We start from the raw sequence: 16,888 nt of genomic DNA, 5'->3' as shown, positions 1-16,888 counted from the left end.
TCTACCCCGTCCCCGAAGGGGGCGAATGTGAATAACCGCGGGTGGAATGACCGAAGGGAATGGAACCTGCGGATAGTCACAGATACTCTCTTATCGTCCCCGAAGGGGGCGAACAGGGGGCAAGACTGGATGTGGTTCGCCCCCTTTGGGGACGCTTTCTCCCTACTATTGGTTGTCCGCAGGTTCCATGACCTTCGGTCATTCCACCAGCGGTTATTGAAAGTTGGCCCCCTTCGGGGACCGGAGGTTACTTGCGATACTTGAATAAAAAAAGAATTTAGAAAGAAAATATGGTGCAGCAATATTCTTCTGCATTGTTGGAAAAGGCGGTGGGCGAGTTTGCCAAACTGCCTGGTATTGGGCGCAAAACTGCTTTGCGCCTTGTACTTTTTATGCTCCGTCAGGGCGACAATGATGTAGATCAGTTTGTGAATGCCGTCTCGAAGATGAAGCGGGAGGTGAAGTATTGTAGGGTGTGTCATAACATCAGCGACACCGATGTGTGCCCGATATGTTCGGACCATAGTCGCGATGCCGCTACTATCTGTGTGGTAGAGAACGTGCAGGATGTGCTGGCTGTGGAGAACACGCAGCAGTTTCACGGTCTCTATCATGTTTTGGGCGGCATCATTTCGCCGATGGATGGCATCGGCCCTGCCGACCTGGAGATAGATTCGCTGGTGAACCGCGTGGCTGCGGGCGGGGTGAAGGAGGTGATTCTCGCCCTGAGCAGTACGATGGAGGGTGACACCACCAATTTCTACCTTTCTCGCAAGCTTGCCGACTATCCCGTGAAGCTCTCCGTCATCGCCCGAGGCATCTCGGTGGGCGACGAGTTGGAGTATACCGACGAGGTGACGCTGGGTAGAAGTATTCTGAATAGAACACCTTTTAATCAATAGAAAATAATGAATATCAAGCAAGTACAACGAATTCTGATGACCAATTTCTTCTTCATGGTGATTGTGTCATTGCTCCTGGTAGCACTTTACGAGACAGAGATTCTCACGCCCATGGAGAAGTTGGGTGCCGATGCCAGTCTGATGTTTGGCATCATGGTAGTGATGGAGCTGCTCACCATCGTGGTGATTCCGATGGCTCTGAAGCTCTTCAGTCTGAAGATGATTCGTCGCAAGCTGGTGGCTCAGAAGGGTGATGCCCTGCTGGTTTGGGGCACGGCACGCATCAACATGCTCTGTCTGCCGATGCTCATCAACACCTTTATGTATTATCAGACCATGGCGCCAGCCTTCGGCTATATGGCTATCATTCTGATGCTCTGCCTCTTCTTCGTATATCCTTCTATGGAAAGATGCACGGACGAGACGAGCGGAGAGGAAAGTTGATAGTTTATAGTTTATAGTTTATAATTTATAGCTAAATATTTAGATGGCATTGAAACTCTCGGTTATTATTGTAAATTACAATGTGAAGTATTATCTGGACCAATGTATCAGCTCTGTGCTCCGTGCTTTTGAGGAGATGAAGAAGGCTTCTTCTTCTGATTCTTCTGTAAATGAGGATGTGGCGGAAATCATCGTGGTGGATAATCATTCGGCAGATGGTTCGGTGAATTATCTGGAAAAGCGCTATCCTCAGATGCTGTATCCGATGGTTCGCTTCGTTCGCAGTGCCCACAATCTGGGCTTTGCCCGTGCCAACAACATCGCCATCCGACAGAGCAAGGGTGAGTATGTGCTGCTGCTTAATCCGGATACCATCGTGGGAGAGGATGCACTGAAGGCGAGTGTAGACTTCATGGATGCCCATGAGGATGCGGGTGCCGTGGGCGTGAGGATGCTCGGGGCACAGGGAAGGCGTGCCATGGAGAGCCGAAGGGGATTGCCTACGCCGATGGTATCGTTCTTCAAGATGCTGGGCTTCTGCAACCGATGGCCTCACCACCGTCTTTTCGGTAAATACTACATGGGCTATCTGCCTTGGGATGAACCCTGCCAGATTGAGGTGGTGAGCGGCGCCTACTGCATGCTGCGCCGCAAGGCTCTGGATGAGGTGGGCTTGCTCGACGAGGATTTCTTCATGTATGGAGAGGACATCGACCTGTCTTATCGTGTGCTCAAGGGCGGCTATCATAATTATTATCTGCCGGTAGATATCCTGCATTATAAGGGCGAGAGCACGCAGAAGTCGAGTTTCCGCTATGTGCATGTGTTCTACGAGGCGATGCTCATCTTCTTCCGTAAGCACTATTCGGGCATGACGTTCCTGCTGAGTCTGCCTATCAAGACTGCCATCTATGCCAAGGCGCTGATGGCGCTGGTGGGTATGCTGAGCGAAAGGATGCGCAAGAGTCTGGGTTTCTTTGCGCCGAGTGCCGAGGGTGCCCAGCACTATGTGGTCGTGGGTAGCCAGGAGATGCAGGATGCCTGCCGCGAAATAGCCCGAAGACTGGGATTGGATGCCGAATTTCATGATTCCGAATACTTGGTTCCCGTTTTATGGGAGGGTAGAAGCGAGGTGACATGGAACGAGAAGAACGACAATGTTCTGGTGCTGGATGCCGACAGCATGAGCTATGCCGACATGTTGAAGCGCATGAGCCGTTTATCGGATATGAATGTGAATGTGAATGTAACTCTGGGCACTTATAGCAAGGAAATCGGAAAGATCATCACGGATAGAGAAATTCTGGGGTAGGAGCCGTATCTATATATAATATAATGTACGCGCGTACATTATATTATATATAGAGCTTTAGCTCGTAAGCTTGAAACATTCATATCAATACGAAAATTACGAGGAAAAAATGGAAAAGAAGATATTTTTAAGGGCTCTGGAGCCCGAAGATTTGGATTTTCTCTACGAGATGGAGAACGATGAGAGCCTATGGGAGGTGGGAAGCACCAACGTTCCTTACTCCCGACAGATGCTCCTGGACTACATCGCCACGGCCTCTGCCGACATTTATGCCGACAAGCAGGTGAGATTCATCATTGAAAATGAAGCCCGTGAGAGGGTAGGCATCATCGACCTGATGAATTTCGACCCACGCCATCAGCGTGCAGAAGTAGGAATCGTGGTAAAAAAAGAGTATCAGGGGCAAGGCTTCGCCCGACTTGCCTTGACTCATCTCTTGCAGTATGCCACAAATTTGCTCCATCTGCATCAAATTTATGCCATTGTGGGCGTTCGCAATGAAAAGACTGTAAAACTGCTGAAATCTTTTGGCTTTCAGGGAGATAAACTGCTCAAAGGATGGCTCAGAAGCAGCGATGGATATGATGATGCCTATTTTTTACAAACTTTTTTATAAAAATCTTCTCGAAAAATTTGGTGGAATCAAAAAAATGTAGTACCTTTGCACTCGCAAATGAGAAATGCTCCATAAGCAATTAAGAAATAAACTTAATTTGGTGCGTTAGTTCAGTTGGTTAGAATGCCTGCCTGTCACGCAGGAGGTCACGAGTTCGAGTCTCGTACGCACCGCTGAGGACATTTTCAAATTCGCAACATATCGTTTTATGACTGGTGCGTTAGTTCAGTTGGTTAGAATGCCTGCCTGTCACGCAGGAGGTCACGAGTTCGAGTCTCGTACGCACCGCTGGTCAAGAAACGAAACATCAAGTTTAAATAGTTTGGTGCGTTAGTTCAGTTGGTTAGAATGCCTGCCTGTCACGCAGGAGGTCACGAGTTCGAGTCTCGTACGCACCGCCAACTTTTTAATTTGACTCCTCCATAATGAAAATCTGGTGCGTTAGTTCAGTTGGTTAGAATGCCTGCCTGTCACGCAGGAGGTCACGAGTTCGAGTCTCGTACGCACCGCTGAAACCTCTGAGAAGTGATTCTCGGAGGTTTTCTGTTTTTATACCCTCTGGTCTTCTCCATTCTTCACTCTTCGTTTTTCACTCTTCACTTTCTTCGCTTTTATGTTATATCTTTGTTAAGTAGGCCGAAAAATTTTGTTATTTGCCTAAAATGCAGTACCTTTGTAGCGGAATTTAAGATATAAGAGAAGAAAATGATTATCATTGTCACAATTCTGGCTTACTTCTGCGTGCTCCTGGTGTTCAGTCACCTCACAGCAAGGAGAGCCAGCAGCAACGAAACATTTTATAGGGCGAACAGGCGTTCGCCCTGGTATATGGTAGCCTTCGGAATGGTGGGAGCCTCCATCTCGGGCATCACCTTCGTCAGCGTGCCCGGCATGGTGATGAAGACTGATATGACCTATCTGCAGATGTGCCTCGGCTTCATCGTAGGCTATTTCCTCGTGGGGTTCCTCCTGCTGCCCATCTACTACAGGTATAAACTCACCACCATCTACAGCTATCTGCAGCAGCGGTTGGGCGAAAGGTCGTACAAGACGGGAGCCTCGTTCTTTCTCTTGTCGAAGATGACGGGTGCAGCGGTGAGATTCTTCGTGGTCTGCATCCTGCTTCAGCGCTTCGTGCTCGACGGGGTGGGCGTTCCGTTCTGGCTTACTGTGCCCGTGATGGTGATGCTCATCTGGCTCTATACGCGCAAGGGCGGCATCAAGACCCTGGTGTGGACGGATTCCTTCCAGACCACCTGCATGTTTGCCGCACTCATCCTCATCATCTATCAGGTGGTGGCTGCCCTAGGCATGACGCCTGCGGAAGCCGTCCAGGCGATAGCCCACGACAGTCATTCGCGCATCTTCGTCTTCGACGACTGGGTGTCGAAGCAGAATTTCTGGAAACAGTTTCTGAGCGGCGTGTTCGTGGTTATCGTGATGACGGGACTGGATCAGGACATGATGCAGAAGAATCTTACCTGCAAGTCGCTGCGTGAGGCGCAGAAGGATGTGTGCACCTATGGTTTCGCCTTTGTGCCCGCCAATCTGCTCTTTCTGAGTCTGGGTGTGCTGCTGATGATGCTGGCACAGAAGCAGGGCGTGGCGCTGCCTGAGGCTCCTGACGATCTGCTGCCGATGTTTGCGGCATCGGGCGTGATGGGAACCCTGGTGGTGGTATTGTTCACCATCGGCATCGTGGCGGCGAGCTTTTCGAGTGCCGATTCGGCGCTCACGGCCATCACCACGAGTCTCTGCGTGGATATTCTGGGCAGGAAGGACGACGTGAAGCTGCGCAAGCGCATGCATCTGCTGGTGGCCGTGGTCTTCATGGTCTTCATCATCGCCTTCAAGGCTATCAACTCTACCAGCGTCATCGATGCCATCTATATCCTCTGCTCCTACACCTACGGTCCGCTGCTGGGTTTGTTTGCCTTCAGTCTGCTTACCAAGCGGGAGGTGAACGACCGCTGGTCACCCTGGGTGTGCGTGGCGAGTCCGATGATCTGCTTCGCCATCGATACCCTTACCTCGCAGCTCACGGGGTATAAGTTCGGCTACGAGCTCCTGATGCTGAATGGTGCCCTGACCTTCGCCGGTCTCGCCCTGTCCACCGCCAGGCGTTCCGAAAAGTAAGTCCACCGCCAGGCGTTCCGACGGATTTGTAATCCGTCGTTAAAAAATGTTCGACCTATTAATTCGAGGGATTTGTAATCCCTCATACCAAATAGATTTATTTAATAAAAAACAATAATGAAAACAAAAGTGTTATTCGCAGCTTTGTTGCTCAGCGCAACAACAGCTTTCGCCCAGCAGGAAAAGTTGGGCTCTGGCATCGACAAGGCCAACATGGACTTGAGCATCAAGCCAGGAACTGATTTCTATCGCTATGCCGCAGGCAACTGGATGAAGAACAATCCACTGGATGCCGAGCATACCGACAACGGTGCCTTCACCGACCTCTATGAGCAGAACCAGAAGCGCATCCAGGACATCATCCTGGAGTATGCTTCCAAGCCACAGCAGAAGGGTTCGCTGGGCCAGAAGATCGGTTCTCTCTACAACCTCCGCATGGACAGCGTTCGCCTGAACAAAGAGGGATGGGCACCTATCAAGCCAACACTCGATCGCATCGCAGCCATCAAGGACCGCCGTGAGTACCAGTTGGTTACTGCTCAGCTCGACTTCCGTGGCGAGGGTACCATGATGTTCGGCATCGGCGTGGATGCTGACCTTCGTGATGCAGCCAACAACATCGTTCAGGTGGGCCAGGGCGGCATCGGACTGGGTGTTCGCGACTACTACGTGAACGACGACGACCAGACCAAGAAGATTCGTGAGGCTTACAAGGCTTACATGAAGAAGCTCTTCCAGATGGTGGGCAACGACGAGGCTACCGCACAGAAGAAGATGGAGGCAGTGATGGCCATCGAGACCCGCATCGCCAAGGCTAGCTACAGCCAGGTGGAGCTGCGCAACATCGACAAGAACTATCACAAGATGACTTACAACCAGCTGGTTACCGACTATCCTGGCATCGACTGGGGTAACGTGTTCCTGGCATCCGGTTTCCCTGCCTTCAAGGAAATCTGCGTAGGTCAGCCTGAGCCAATCCACGAGGTGGAGAAGGTGCTTGCCGAGACATCTCTGGATGATTTGAAGACATACGCCGAAATCAAGGTTATCGCTGGTGCTACCAGTGTTTTGAGCGATGATTTCCGTGCCGTAGCCTTCGAGTTGAGCAAGGTGATGAGCGGTGTTCAGCAGGACCGTCCTCGCTGGAAGCGTGCCGTAGGTACCGTGAGCGGCATTTTGGGCGAGGCTATCGGTAAGATTTACGTAGAGAAGTACTTCCCTGAGAGCAGCAAGAAGCGTATGCTCGACCTGGTTCACAATCTTCAGACAGCCCTGGCTCAGCGCATCGACGAGGCTACCTGGATGAGTGCGGCTACCAAGGCGCAGGCTAAGGACAAGCTGGAGAACTTCATCATCAAGATTGGTTATCCTGACAAGTGGAAGGATTATAGCGGCTTGCAGGTAGACGACAGTCTTTCGCTCTACGAGAACATGGGCAATATCTCTGAGTTCTTTGCCAAGGATGCCATCGCCCGCAAGGTGAACAAGCCAGTGGACAAGATGGAGTGGGGTATGACTCCTCAGACCATCAACGCCTACTACAATCCAACAACCAACGAAATCTGCTTCCCTGCTGCCATTCTGCAGCCTCCATTCTTCGACCCTTCAGCCGATGATGCGATGAACTATGGCGGTATCGGTGGCGTAATCGGTCATGAGATGAGCCACGGTTTCGACGACCAGGGCAGCCAGTTTGACAAGACCGGTAACCAGCACAACTGGTGGACTGCAGCCGACAAGAAGAACTTCGAGGCCCGCACCAAGATTCTGGTAGACCACTTCAACAAGATTGAGTTGGCTGGCAAGAAGGTGAACGGTCAGATGACCTTGGGTGAGAACATCGGCGACAACGGCGGTTTGAACATCGCCTTCCGTGCGCTTCAGAACGTGATGAAGACAGAGAAGTTGGGCGTAAAGGATGGTTTCACTCCTGAGCAGCGTTTCTTCCTGGCATGGGCTCGCGTGTGGGCAGGCAACGCCCGTCCTGAGTACCTGCAGTACTTGATGACCGTGGATGTTCACTCACCAAACGAGGCTCGTGTAAACGGTGCCCTGCCAATGGTGGATTCATGGTATAAGGCATTCAACATCAAGAAGGGCGACAAGCTCTTTGTTCCAAAGAGCAAGCGTGCGCATATCTGGTAAAAACATAAAAATAAAAACATAAAAAAAGTCTTGCAGGCTATATGCTTGCAAGACTTTTTTTTATGCTTGTTGCTTTCTTTGCAGAAAGCATCGTATGCTAGACTGATTACTTTGTTCCGAAATAAAGGAAGAGCATTCCGAGCAGAACGAGGAGAAGGTCTATGAACTTCGCCTTGAGATTCTTCTCGTGGAAGATGGCGGCTCCGAAGAGGAAGCTGACGATGACCGAACCACGACGAATCATGCTCACGATGCTGATCATGGCACCCGGCAGACTCAATGCGTAGAAATAAACGAAATCGGCTGCCGAAAGGAAGATGCTGATGAAGATGATGCTCCAGTGCCAATGGAATGGGGTGGAGTTCTTCTTGGTAGGCCACCATATCATCAGAAGCATCGCTCCCATGAGGAAGCACTGGTAGATGTTATACCAGCTCTGGACTATCATTCTGTCCAGTCCCACACCTCCATTCTCGGGTGGAGCCATCAGATACTTGTCATACAGTCCGCTCACCGCTCCGAGCACGGCAGCCAGCACGATGAAGTAAATCCACTTGTTGTGCTTGAAGTCGATGCCCTCCTTCTTGCCGCTGCGCGAAAGCATGGCAAAGGAGATGACGGCGAGGATGACACCAATCCACTGGTAGAGGTTGAGCACCTCGCCATAAACCAGCAGGGCGCCCACGAGTGTCATCACGGGGCGGGTGGCATTGATAGGTCCCACGATGGTGAGGGGCAGATGCTTCATGCCGAAATAACCGAAAATCCAACTGCTCAATACGATGAAACTCTTGAGCACGATGTACTTGTGAACTTCCCATCCACCTTCGGCCACATGGAACATGGTTCCATCCAGCGAGTTTCCTGTATAGCTCAAGATGATGAACGGCAGGAAGATGAGCGATGAGAAAAGCGTGTTCAGAAAGAGCACGGGAATCACTGCGTTACCTGAAAGCGCCTTCTTCTTGAAGGCATCATAGAATCCCAGCAGCGCTGCTGAGAGAAATGCTAATACTAACCACATAGTAGTGTTTAATGTTTGTTGTTAATGTTTACTGAGGCTCGCGCCCTTGTGTTATCTTTTATAATCTAATCATTTCATCTTTGAAATCATACCCCACATCTTCCAGGAACAGTGCGTTGCCTGGCATGCTTTCGCCTGCATCGCTGCGGCTGCCATTGTGCAGGATGTCGAGAAACTGATCCATCGTAATCTTGCCCCTGCCCACATCGATGAGCGTGCCCACCACTGCTCTTACCATGTTACGGAGAAAGCGGTTGGCGGTAATCTCGAAATACCAGGTGGTAGGCGAGGTCTGCACCCATCGGGCTGCGGAAACGTGGCAGATGGTGGTCTTGTTGTCACCGCCCGCCTTGCAGAAAGCCGCATAGTCTTCGTGGTGCAGGAAATGCTGCGCCGCCTGGTTCATCTTCTCGAAATCCAGCGGGTAGTTCATCTGCAGCGAATAGTGGCGCTCGAAGGGGTCCTTGCGCGTATGGATATAATAATGATAGGTACGCGAGGTGGCAGAGAAGCGGGCATGCATCCCGGCATCTACCTCCCGAACTTCATAGACGGCGATGTCGCGTGGCAGGATTCTGTTCAGTCGATACACCAGCTGGTCTGTTTCCATCGGGAGTTTTTCGAAGTCAAAATGCGCTGCCATGTTCCGGGCGTGCACCCCGGTATCTGTTCTTCCGGCTCCCACCACCTCTATCTCTTTTCTGAGTAGGATGGAGAGTGCGCGCTGCAGTTCCTGCTGCACCGAATTGGCGTTGGGCTGAATCTGCCAGCCGTGATAGTTGGTTCCGTCGTAACCAAAGAATATAAAATATCTCATTCTCTTTTTTCTCTAAATTTGGGTGCAAAGTTACTAAAAAAACGTGAAATTTGGTATAATAATACAGAATATTTTCAAAAATGATACAATCTTGAAAGAAAAGTGCGATTTTATTTTGCAATATGCTAATAATTGTGTACTTTTGCCAACGATTTTGAAATTATAGATTATGGCACAGAACATATTCAGGGGCTTAGGTGTTGCCCTCATTACTCCTTTTAAGGCCGATGGTTCGGTAGATTATCAGTCTCTCAAGAGATTGGTAGAGTTTCAAATTGACAATGGTGCAGACTTCCTCTGCATCCTTGCCACCACTGGTGAGGCTCCATGCCTGACCCAGGAAGAGAAAGACAAGATTACAGAATTGGTTCTTGACGTGAACAAGGGTCGCGTCAAGATTTTGAAATATTGTGGTGGAAACAATACCGCTGCCGTGGTTGAAGAAATCAAGAACACTAACTGGAAGGGCATCGACGGTATCCTCAGCATCTGCCCTTATTACAACAAACCATCGCAGGAAGGCTTGTATCAGCACTTCAAGGCCATCGCTCAGGTGAGTCCGCTGCCTATCGTGCTCTACAATGTTCCGGGTAGAACAGGTGTGAACATGAAGCCTGAAACTACTTGCCGCATCGCCCGCGACTTCCCTAACGTGGTGGCCGTGAAGGAGGCTAGCGGAAGCCTGGAGCAGGTGGATGAAATCATCAAGAACAAGCCAGACAACTTTGAAGTAATCAGTGGCGACGATGCGCTCACCTTCTCAATGGTGGCAAGTGGTGCTGCGGGCGTCATCTCCGTTATCGGAAATGCGCTGCCTAAGGCTTTCAGCCGCATGATCCGTCTGGAGTTCCGCGGCGAGTACGAGCCAGCCCGCAAAATTCATCATTCGTTCACCGAACTCTACAGCCTGCTCTTCGTAGACGGCAACCCTGCCGGCGTGAAGGCACTCTTGAACGACATGGGCTTCATCGAGAACGAGCTTCGCCTGCCACTGGTACCTACCCGCATTGCTACCAAGCAGAAGATGAGCGAGATTTTGAAGACACTGAACATTTAATCACTATGCATTATGGCAGAAGACAGAAAGATTATTCATGAGATTACACCGCTGATGGGAAAGGACGTGCTCTACATTGCCGACAGGCACAAGAAGGAGTTTACGTATCCTATCCACAACCACTCTGTGTATGAACTTAACTTTGTAGAGAACGCAGCTGGCGTGAAGCGCATCGTGGGCGATTCGCAGGAGATAATCGGTGATTTCGACCTGTGTCTGATTACTTCTGCCGATTTGGAGCATGTTTGGGAGCAGAACGGCTGCCAAAGCGAGGACATCCGCGAGATAACCATCCAGTTTGACTTCAGCATGGGTGAGGAGACGCTTTTCGGCAGAAATCCCTACGCTAGCATCACCCGAATGATGCAGGAGGCGAAGAAGGGACTCTGCTTCCCGATGAAGGGCATCATGAAGGTATATGAGAAGCTAGATACGCTGAGCTCGGTGAAGGATGGATTCTACGCCGTTCAGCAGTTTCTCACCATCCTCTATGAGCTTTCTAAATGCGAAGGTGCCCGCACGCTGGCATCCTCCAGCTACGCCAAGGTGGCGGTGGAGGATGACAGTCGCCGCATCCTGAAGGTGAAGAACTACATCTCCAAGAACTATATGGATGATTTGCGCTTGCCTCAGCTCGCCTCCATGGCGGGCATGAGCTCAAGTGCGTTCAGCCGCTTCTTCAAGTTGCATACCGGAAGAAACATTTCGGAATATATCATCGACCTTCGCCTGGGCTATGCCGCCCGAATGCTCGTGGATACAGCCAAGAGCATCAGCGAAATCGGTTTCGACTGCGGATTCAATAATCTGAGCAACTTCAACCGCATCTTCAAGAAAAAGAAGGGATGCTCGCCTAGCGAGTTCCGTGAGAACTATCACAAGACGAGAATCATCATATAAAGATGGACCTTTCCGTTGTAAGTTGTTATGTAACGTAATCGTTTAAGTAAATTTATCGTAAATCTTTTCCAGTTTTCATGCTTCTTTCAGAAAAAAGATGTATATTTGCAACACGAATGAAGGAAATAGATCGTAATAATAAAAAAAGTAATTCAACATTTAAAACTACTATAACGATTATGAAACAATTCATGGATGAAAATTTCCTGCTCGACACAAAGACTGCGCAGGACCTCTTTCACAATCATGCGGCTAAGATGCCTATCATCGATTATCACTGCCACCTCATCCCAGAGATGGTAGCTAATGATCACAAGTTCAAGAGTATTACAGAACTCTGGCTCGGTGGTGACCACTACAAGTGGCGTGCTATGCGTACTAACGGCGTAGATGAGCGCTTCTGCACAGGTACTGACACCAGCGACTGGGAGAAGTTCGAGAAATGGGCAGAGACTGTACCATATACATTCCGTAACCCTCTGTATCACTGGACTCACCTGGAACTCAAGACTGCCTTCGGTATCAACAAGCTGTTGAGCCCTAAGACAGCCCGTGAGATTTACGACGAGTGTAACGAGAAGTTGCAGCAGCCTGAGTTCAGCGCCCGTGGCTTGATGCGCCACTACAACGTGGAGTGCGTTTGTACAACAGATGATCCAATCGACGACCTGCGCTACCACAAGCAGACTCGCGAGAGCGGTTTCGAAATCAAGATGATTCCTGCTTGGCGTCCTGACAAGGCGATGAACATCGAGAAGCCAGACTTCGCTGAGTATATGAACAAGCTGGGTGAGGTAGCTGGTGTTACCCTCACTACATTCCAGGATATGGTAGATGCTTTGCAGAAGCGTCACGACTTCTTTACAGAGAACGGCTGCAAGTTGAGCGACCATGGTATCGAGGAGTTCTACGATGAGCCATACACAGATTCTCAGATTGAGACTATCTTCGGCAAGGCTATGCGTGGCCAGCAGCTCTCTGCTCTCGAAATCCGCCAGTACAAGCATGCCTTCCTGAAGGTTTGCGCTGAGATGGATCACGCTGCCGACTGGACTCAGCAGTACCACTATGGTGCTATCCGCGACAACAATACATTGATGTACAATAAGTTGGGTGCTGATACAGGTTTCGATTCTATCGGTGAGTTCACCACAGCCAAGGCTATGAGCAACTTCCTGAACGAGTTGAACATGGAGGGCAAGTTGACACGTACTATCCTCTATACATTGAACCCATGTGCCAACGAGGTAATCGCTACTATGCTGGGTAACTTCCAGGATGGTTCTTGCCCAGGCAAGATTCAGTTCGGTTCTGGCTGGTGGTTCAACGATCAGCTCGATGGTATGACCCGTCAGATGAACGCACTCTCTGTATTGGGTCTCTTGAGCCGTTTCGTAGGTATGCTGACTGACTCTCGTTCATTCCTCAGCTACCCACGTCACGAGTACTTCCGTCGTTTGCTCTGCAACCTTCTCGGCAATGATGTAGAGAAGGGCTTGCTTCCTAACGACATGGAGAGCCTCTCTCGCATGGTAGAGGACATCTCTTACAACAATGCTCGCAACTACTTCAAGTTCTACTAATCCATATAGTAGCAACTTAAGCAAAATACTAAGGCAAATCCCTTCATGGCATCAGAATGGTGTTGTGAGGGGATTTGTTGCTTGAAGATAACGAAAAACCTGCAGCTCATGGCGTTAATAGACAGAATCATAGGCTTTTACGAGGATATCAGGGAGTTTAATTCTTCCAATATCCAGGATTTCCGGGGCAAGTTGAAGTCCTGGATCAAGATGGGCATGCTCGCCGGTCGCATCTTCTACGTCAAGGATATGTGGGCAAGGGATGTGGCGGCATTGACCTTCGCCTCGTTCATGGCACTGATTCCGTTTATGGCGATGATGTTTGTCATCGCCCGTGGCTTCGGCTATACCGCCCTGCTCGAATCGTGGATTTCTAGCACCTTCGAGGCGCAACCCGTTGTGGCTCAGACCATCGTGAACTTCGTTCATAATTACATAGAAAACACGCAGAGCAACTATATCATCGGTACGGGTATTGTGATGTTTCTCTATACCATCATCTCGCTGATGCAGAAGATAGAGCTCACCTTCGACGACATCTGGCATACGGGCGAGCGTTCGTGGAAGCAGATTGTTACCCAGTATCCAACCATCCTCTTCGGTCTTGGCATGATGATTCTCTTTGCGTCGTTCATCAATGTATGGACGGTGAATGTGATAGACGATGTAGACAAGATTGCCGATATGGGCGAGGCGATTCCGTCGTTTCTCATGCATCTGGCGGCATTCGTCCCGATGTTCTTCTTCTTCGTGTTCTGCTATTGCGTGATTCCGAACACCTATATCCGGTTTCGAAGCACCCTGGTGCCATCGTTCCTGGCAGGTGTCAGCATGACGGCATTGCAGTATGGCTACATCTATCTGCAGGTGTTCCTTTCCAGCTACAACGTCATCTACGGTTCGCTGGCAGCGATTCCGCTTTTCCTGCTGTGGCTTCAGATTTCGTGGGCGATTGTGGTATTCGGGGCCTTGCTCTGCTATACCAATCAGAATCTGCATCATTACGATCTGGATTTGAAGTACGACCATGTGAAACTGGAGCACCGCATCAAGGTCTGCGCCGTGGTGATGCATCTGGTTTGCCATCGCTTCAACGAGGGTAAACCGGCTTATTCGCCTCAGCAGATGCATCAGATAACGAGGATTCCGCAGCAGCTCATCAACAGGGCTGTGAACGAACTCTTGAGGGCTAAGCTGCTGGTAGAGATAAGGTTGGAGAAGAGAGGAAGCTTCGAGGAATCTATCGTGCTGCATCCGATAGAGAAGATAGATCATCTCACTTATGGCGTGATGATAGAGCGCCTCTTTACGAGTGGCGAAGATGTGGCAGCACTTGCCGACCTGAACCAGGAGTGGGAGATGTGGAAAGACATCGACCTGGTTAATTCCACCTTCGTGGAAAACGGCAGAAAGATTCATTTCGTTTGAATCAAGAATGTCTGATTTATCTGAATCAGGCAGATGATTTTTTGCGAGAATCAATAATGATAATAGAATATAAACCTTTAAACCATTTAGTGTATGAGAAAATTTATTTCTTTTGCAGTCTTGGCATTGATGGCTTCTTCCATGTCGGCACAGACCGTTGCCAACATGAAAGATTTGAGTGCCGAAAAGAAATCTGCAGCTGTTAGCCTGAAGTTGACAGGAACTTTGACAACCACGAGAAATTCCGATTTCCGACAGCTTCGCGATCTCGCCTGGCAGTTGAGAGACCTCAATTTGAGCGAGGCTACCTGTCCCGTTCTTCCTAAGAACGCCTTCCATTCCCGTCATCATCTGCAGCACATCATCCTGCCAAATCAGTTGCAGGAGATAGGAAGTCAGGCTTTCTTTGCCTGCGATAACCTGCAGGAAGTGGTGATTCCGCAAAGTGTAACCAAGGTGGGTGCTGCAGCCTTCTCGGGCTGTAAGTCGCTGAAAAACATTACTATCAATGGCACTCCAGAGTTGGGTGAGTTCGCTTTTGCCAATCTTGAAGGAGTTAAGCTCATCAAGGTAAATTCCAAGATTCCGCCAAAGGCTGCCGCTACGGCTTTCTCGGGAATCAATATGCGTGGTGTGAAACTGGTGATGCCAAAGGGCAGCGAAAAACTCTACCGCAAGGCGGCAGGCTGGAACGCTTTCTTTGGCGAGGTGAAGCAGGCTAGGGAAGTATGCAACCCTGAGGCCTGTCTGATTCCTACTCCGATGGAACTGGAGGTGAATGACAAGGCGACTCCTTTGCAGGTGGCAGGAAACTGGAAGGTGGTGGCTGCCGACGGATTGGCCAACGAGCAGGAGCATGCCGAGAGAATCCTGAAGGAAAGAACTGGCGGACTGGATGCCTATGGCAAGAATGCCAGGAAGGGCGGAAACGCCAAGCAGGGCAGTCAGCTCACCATGACCCTCGCCCTGGACGAGAGCCTTCCGGACAAGGAAGCATACACCCTGGAAATACAGCAGAAGGGTGTGGTTATCAAGGGCAAGACCGCAACGGGCGTATTCTATGGCTTGATGACTTTCGACCAGCTGCTTCGTGGCGATGCTTCGAAGATAGGCTGCGACGCCATCCCTCAGTTGGTGGTAAAAGACCAGCCTCGCACCCATGTGAGAGAGCTGATGGTAGACCCATGCCGCATCTTCATTCCATACGAGGATTTGAAGGCATTCGTTCCGGAGATGGCACGCTATAAGCTCAACATGCTCCATCTGCATCTGGTGGATGACCAGGCTTGGACCATCGAAATCAAGAAATATCCCCGTCTCACTGCCGAAGCGAGCAGCCGCTGGGGTATGGACGATATGCTGATGCCTATCAAGGGCTATTACACCCAGGAGCAGATGCGCGATTTCGTGGCCTACTGTGCCAAGTATCATATTCAGGTGGTTCCTGAGATTGAGATGCCGGGTCATGAGGTGGCAGCCATCAGCGTTTATCCCGAACTCACCTGCAAGGGTGTGAGAAAACCTATCCGCACCACCTGCGGCGTATCGGATGAGTTGCTCTGCGCCGGCAATGAATTTACCTACGAATTCCTGGGCAATGTGTTCAAGGAGCTGGCTGATGTCTTCCCATCTGAGTACATCCATCTGGGTGGCGATGAGGCAGGCAATCCTGCACTCGACTGCTGGACCACCTGTCCTAAGTGTCAGGCATTGAAGAAGAAGCTCGGTATCACATCCACCGACCGTTCGGAAAACTGGAAGTTGCAGGGCTATCTCTTCGACCGCATTATTGACTTGCTCCGTACCCAGTATCACAAGACTCCGATGTTCTGGTATGAGACCGATTTCAAGAAGATTCAGCCAGGATGTGTCACTTTTGCATGGCGTGCCGGCTTAACCAAGGAGGCCTTGGTGGCAGCCGTAGAAAACAATGCCCGCATCCTGCTCTGTCCGGGAGAGCATTGCTATTTCGACTATCCGATGGCGAAGGGCGATATGCCAGAGGTAAACTGGGGTATGCCGGTTACTTCACTGAAGGCAACCTACGATTTGGATCCAGCCTGGGGAATGGGCGAGGATTTCGAGAAGAACAATCTCTTCGGTGTAGCCGGCACCCTGTGGAGCGAGTGTATCAACTCGCCTGAGCGCATCTACTATCAGGCATATCCTCGTTCGCTTGCCTTGGCAGAGGCAGGATGGAGTTTCCAGAAGAACCGTTCATGGGAGAGCTTCCTGACAAGACTGAAGCCAACCGTGAAGGATATGATGCGAAGAGGCATCACCTTCTCGATGGAATATTAAGCAAGAGGGGCGAGTTCCGTAAAAGGAACCCGCCCCATCTTTATATAAATCTCTCTCTATTTCTAAAGTGATTCAGATATATATATTATGTATATATATTATGTATATCGTAGTGTCCTATTCTTACTTGCTCAAGCTAACAGAATGGCTCATGTTAGCCATTTCTGGAATTGAGTTTACTACGTGTTTCAAGAACATGCCCATGCAAAGAACCATACCTGAA

General features: G+C 50.1%; 13 protein-coding genes and 4 tRNA genes. 15 read left to right on the top strand and 2 right to left on the bottom strand.

Translation table 11 applies throughout. The features are described 5' to 3' along the window. Positions 1 to 290: 290 nt before the first annotated feature. The 10 genes from recR (at position 291) to KUA49_RS10720 (ending at position 7,555) form a co-directional block, all read left to right on the top strand. Positions 291 to 902, top strand: coding sequence for a recombination mediator RecR (recR, locus tag KUA49_RS10765; protein ID WP_218411334.1), 612 nt, complete (start codon positions 291 to 293; stop codon positions 900 to 902). A 6-nt stretch (positions 903 to 908) separates the two neighbouring features. Further along, complete coding sequence (locus KUA49_RS10760) at positions 909 to 1,346, top strand: hypothetical protein (protein WP_218411335.1); 438 nt, start codon at positions 909 to 911, stop codon at positions 1,344 to 1,346. Positions 1,347 to 1,395: 49 nt separating this feature from the next. Then, positions 1,396 to 2,658, top strand: a complete 1,263-nt coding sequence (locus tag KUA49_RS10755; RefSeq protein WP_218411502.1) for a glycosyltransferase family 2 protein — start codon at positions 1,396 to 1,398, stop codon at positions 2,656 to 2,658. Between the two features lie 109 nt (positions 2,659 to 2,767). Then, positions 2,768 to 3,274 carry a GNAT family N-acetyltransferase gene (locus tag KUA49_RS10750; protein WP_218411336.1) on the top strand — a complete coding sequence of 169 codons (507 nt, stop codon included), beginning with the start codon at positions 2,768 to 2,770 and terminating at the stop codon, positions 3,272 to 3,274. Positions 3,275 to 3,373: 99 nt separating this feature from the next. Next, positions 3,374 to 3,447 (top strand) — tRNA-Asp (locus tag KUA49_RS10745). 41 nt (positions 3,448 to 3,488) lie between these two features. Further along, positions 3,489 to 3,562 (top strand) — tRNA-Asp (locus KUA49_RS10740). Between the two features lie 36 nt (positions 3,563 to 3,598). After that, positions 3,599 to 3,675: transfer RNA gene (locus KUA49_RS10735), tRNA-Asp, on the top strand. Positions 3,676 to 3,709: 34 nt separating this feature from the next. Then, positions 3,710 to 3,783: transfer RNA gene (locus KUA49_RS10730), tRNA-Asp, on the top strand. A gap of 196 nt (positions 3,784 to 3,979) precedes the next feature. Beyond that, a complete protein-coding gene (locus KUA49_RS10725; protein ID WP_218411337.1) occupies positions 3,980 to 5,410 on the top strand; it encodes a sodium:solute symporter in 1,431 nt (476 codons plus the stop codon). Positions 5,411 to 5,527: 117 nt separating this feature from the next. Further along, positions 5,528 to 7,555 carry a M13 family metallopeptidase gene (locus tag KUA49_RS10720; RefSeq protein ID WP_218411338.1) on the top strand — a complete coding sequence of 676 codons (2,028 nt, stop codon included), beginning with the start codon at positions 5,528 to 5,530 and terminating at the stop codon, positions 7,553 to 7,555. Between the two features lie 106 nt (positions 7,556 to 7,661). Here the strand turns inward: KUA49_RS10720 and KUA49_RS10715 are convergent, their stop codons facing one another. Beyond that, entirely contained in the window at positions 7,662 to 8,579 is a 918-nt protein-coding gene (locus KUA49_RS10715; protein ID WP_203038947.1) for a DMT family transporter, read from the bottom strand. A gap of 58 nt (positions 8,580 to 8,637) precedes the next feature. Beyond that, positions 8,638 to 9,396, bottom strand: coding sequence for a tRNA pseudouridine(38-40) synthase TruA (gene truA / locus KUA49_RS10710; protein WP_218411339.1), 759 nt, complete (start codon positions 9,394 to 9,396; stop codon positions 8,638 to 8,640). Between the two features lie 169 nt (positions 9,397 to 9,565). Between truA and dapA the strand changes: the two genes are divergently transcribed. The 5 genes from dapA (at position 9,566) to KUA49_RS10685 (ending at position 16,665) form a co-directional block, all read left to right on the top strand. Continuing rightward, complete coding sequence (dapA, locus tag KUA49_RS10705) at positions 9,566 to 10,453, top strand: 4-hydroxy-tetrahydrodipicolinate synthase (protein WP_203050161.1); 888 nt, start codon at positions 9,566 to 9,568, stop codon at positions 10,451 to 10,453. Positions 10,454 to 10,465: 12 nt separating this feature from the next. Next, entirely contained in the window at positions 10,466 to 11,353 is an 888-nt protein-coding gene (locus KUA49_RS10700) for an AraC family transcriptional regulator (RefSeq protein WP_203038953.1), read from the top strand. 179 nt (positions 11,354 to 11,532) lie between these two features. Further along, entirely contained in the window at positions 11,533 to 12,936 is a 1,404-nt protein-coding gene (gene uxaC / locus KUA49_RS10695; RefSeq protein ID WP_218411340.1) for a glucuronate isomerase, read from the top strand. 108 nt (positions 12,937 to 13,044) lie between these two features. Beyond that, positions 13,045 to 14,364 (top strand): YihY/virulence factor BrkB family protein, encoded by a 1,320-nt coding sequence (locus KUA49_RS10690; RefSeq protein ID WP_218411341.1) that lies wholly within the window; start codon positions 13,045 to 13,047, stop codon positions 14,362 to 14,364. A gap of 93 nt (positions 14,365 to 14,457) precedes the next feature. Beyond that, entirely contained in the window at positions 14,458 to 16,665 is a 2,208-nt protein-coding gene (locus tag KUA49_RS10685; RefSeq protein WP_218411342.1) for a family 20 glycosylhydrolase, read from the top strand. Positions 16,666 to 16,888 lie beyond the last annotated feature (223 nt).

The sequence above is a fragment of the Segatella copri genome (assembly GCF_019249655.2).
Lineage (GTDB): Bacteria > Bacteroidota > Bacteroidia > Bacteroidales > Bacteroidaceae > Prevotella.
The sequence above is the reverse complement of the archived record's forward strand: the minus strand, read 5'-3'. Positions and strand labels throughout refer to the sequence as shown.

Excerpts from the sequence above, each read along its gene's own strand:
- recR (WP_218411334.1), top strand. The coding sequence starts at position 291 with ATGGTGCAGCAATATTCTTCTGCATTGTTGGAAAAGGCGGTGGGCGAG.
- KUA49_RS10760 (WP_218411335.1), top strand. The coding sequence starts at position 909 with ATGAATATCAAGCAAGTACAACGAATTCTGATGACCAATTTCTTCTTC.
- KUA49_RS10750 (WP_218411336.1), top strand. The coding sequence starts at position 2,768 with ATGGAAAAGAAGATATTTTTAAGGGCTCTGGAGCCCGAAGATTTGGAT.
- KUA49_RS10725 (WP_218411337.1), top strand. The coding sequence starts at position 3,980 with ATGATTATCATTGTCACAATTCTGGCTTACTTCTGCGTGCTCCTGGTG.
- KUA49_RS10720 (WP_218411338.1), top strand. The coding sequence starts at position 5,528 with ATGAAAACAAAAGTGTTATTCGCAGCTTTGTTGCTCAGCGCAACAACA.
- KUA49_RS10715 (WP_203038947.1), bottom strand. The coding sequence starts at position 8,579 with ATGTGGTTAGTATTAGCATTTCTCTCAGCAGCGCTGCTGGGATTCTAT.
- truA (WP_218411339.1), bottom strand. The coding sequence starts at position 9,396 with ATGAGATATTTTATATTCTTTGGTTACGACGGAACCAACTATCACGGC.
- dapA (WP_203050161.1), top strand. The coding sequence starts at position 9,566 with ATGGCACAGAACATATTCAGGGGCTTAGGTGTTGCCCTCATTACTCCT.
- KUA49_RS10700 (WP_203038953.1), top strand. The coding sequence starts at position 10,466 with ATGGCAGAAGACAGAAAGATTATTCATGAGATTACACCGCTGATGGGA.
- uxaC (WP_218411340.1), top strand. The coding sequence starts at position 11,533 with ATGAAACAATTCATGGATGAAAATTTCCTGCTCGACACAAAGACTGCG.
- KUA49_RS10690 (WP_218411341.1), top strand. The coding sequence starts at position 13,045 with ATGGCGTTAATAGACAGAATCATAGGCTTTTACGAGGATATCAGGGAG.
- KUA49_RS10685 (WP_218411342.1), top strand. The coding sequence starts at position 14,458 with ATGAGAAAATTTATTTCTTTTGCAGTCTTGGCATTGATGGCTTCTTCC.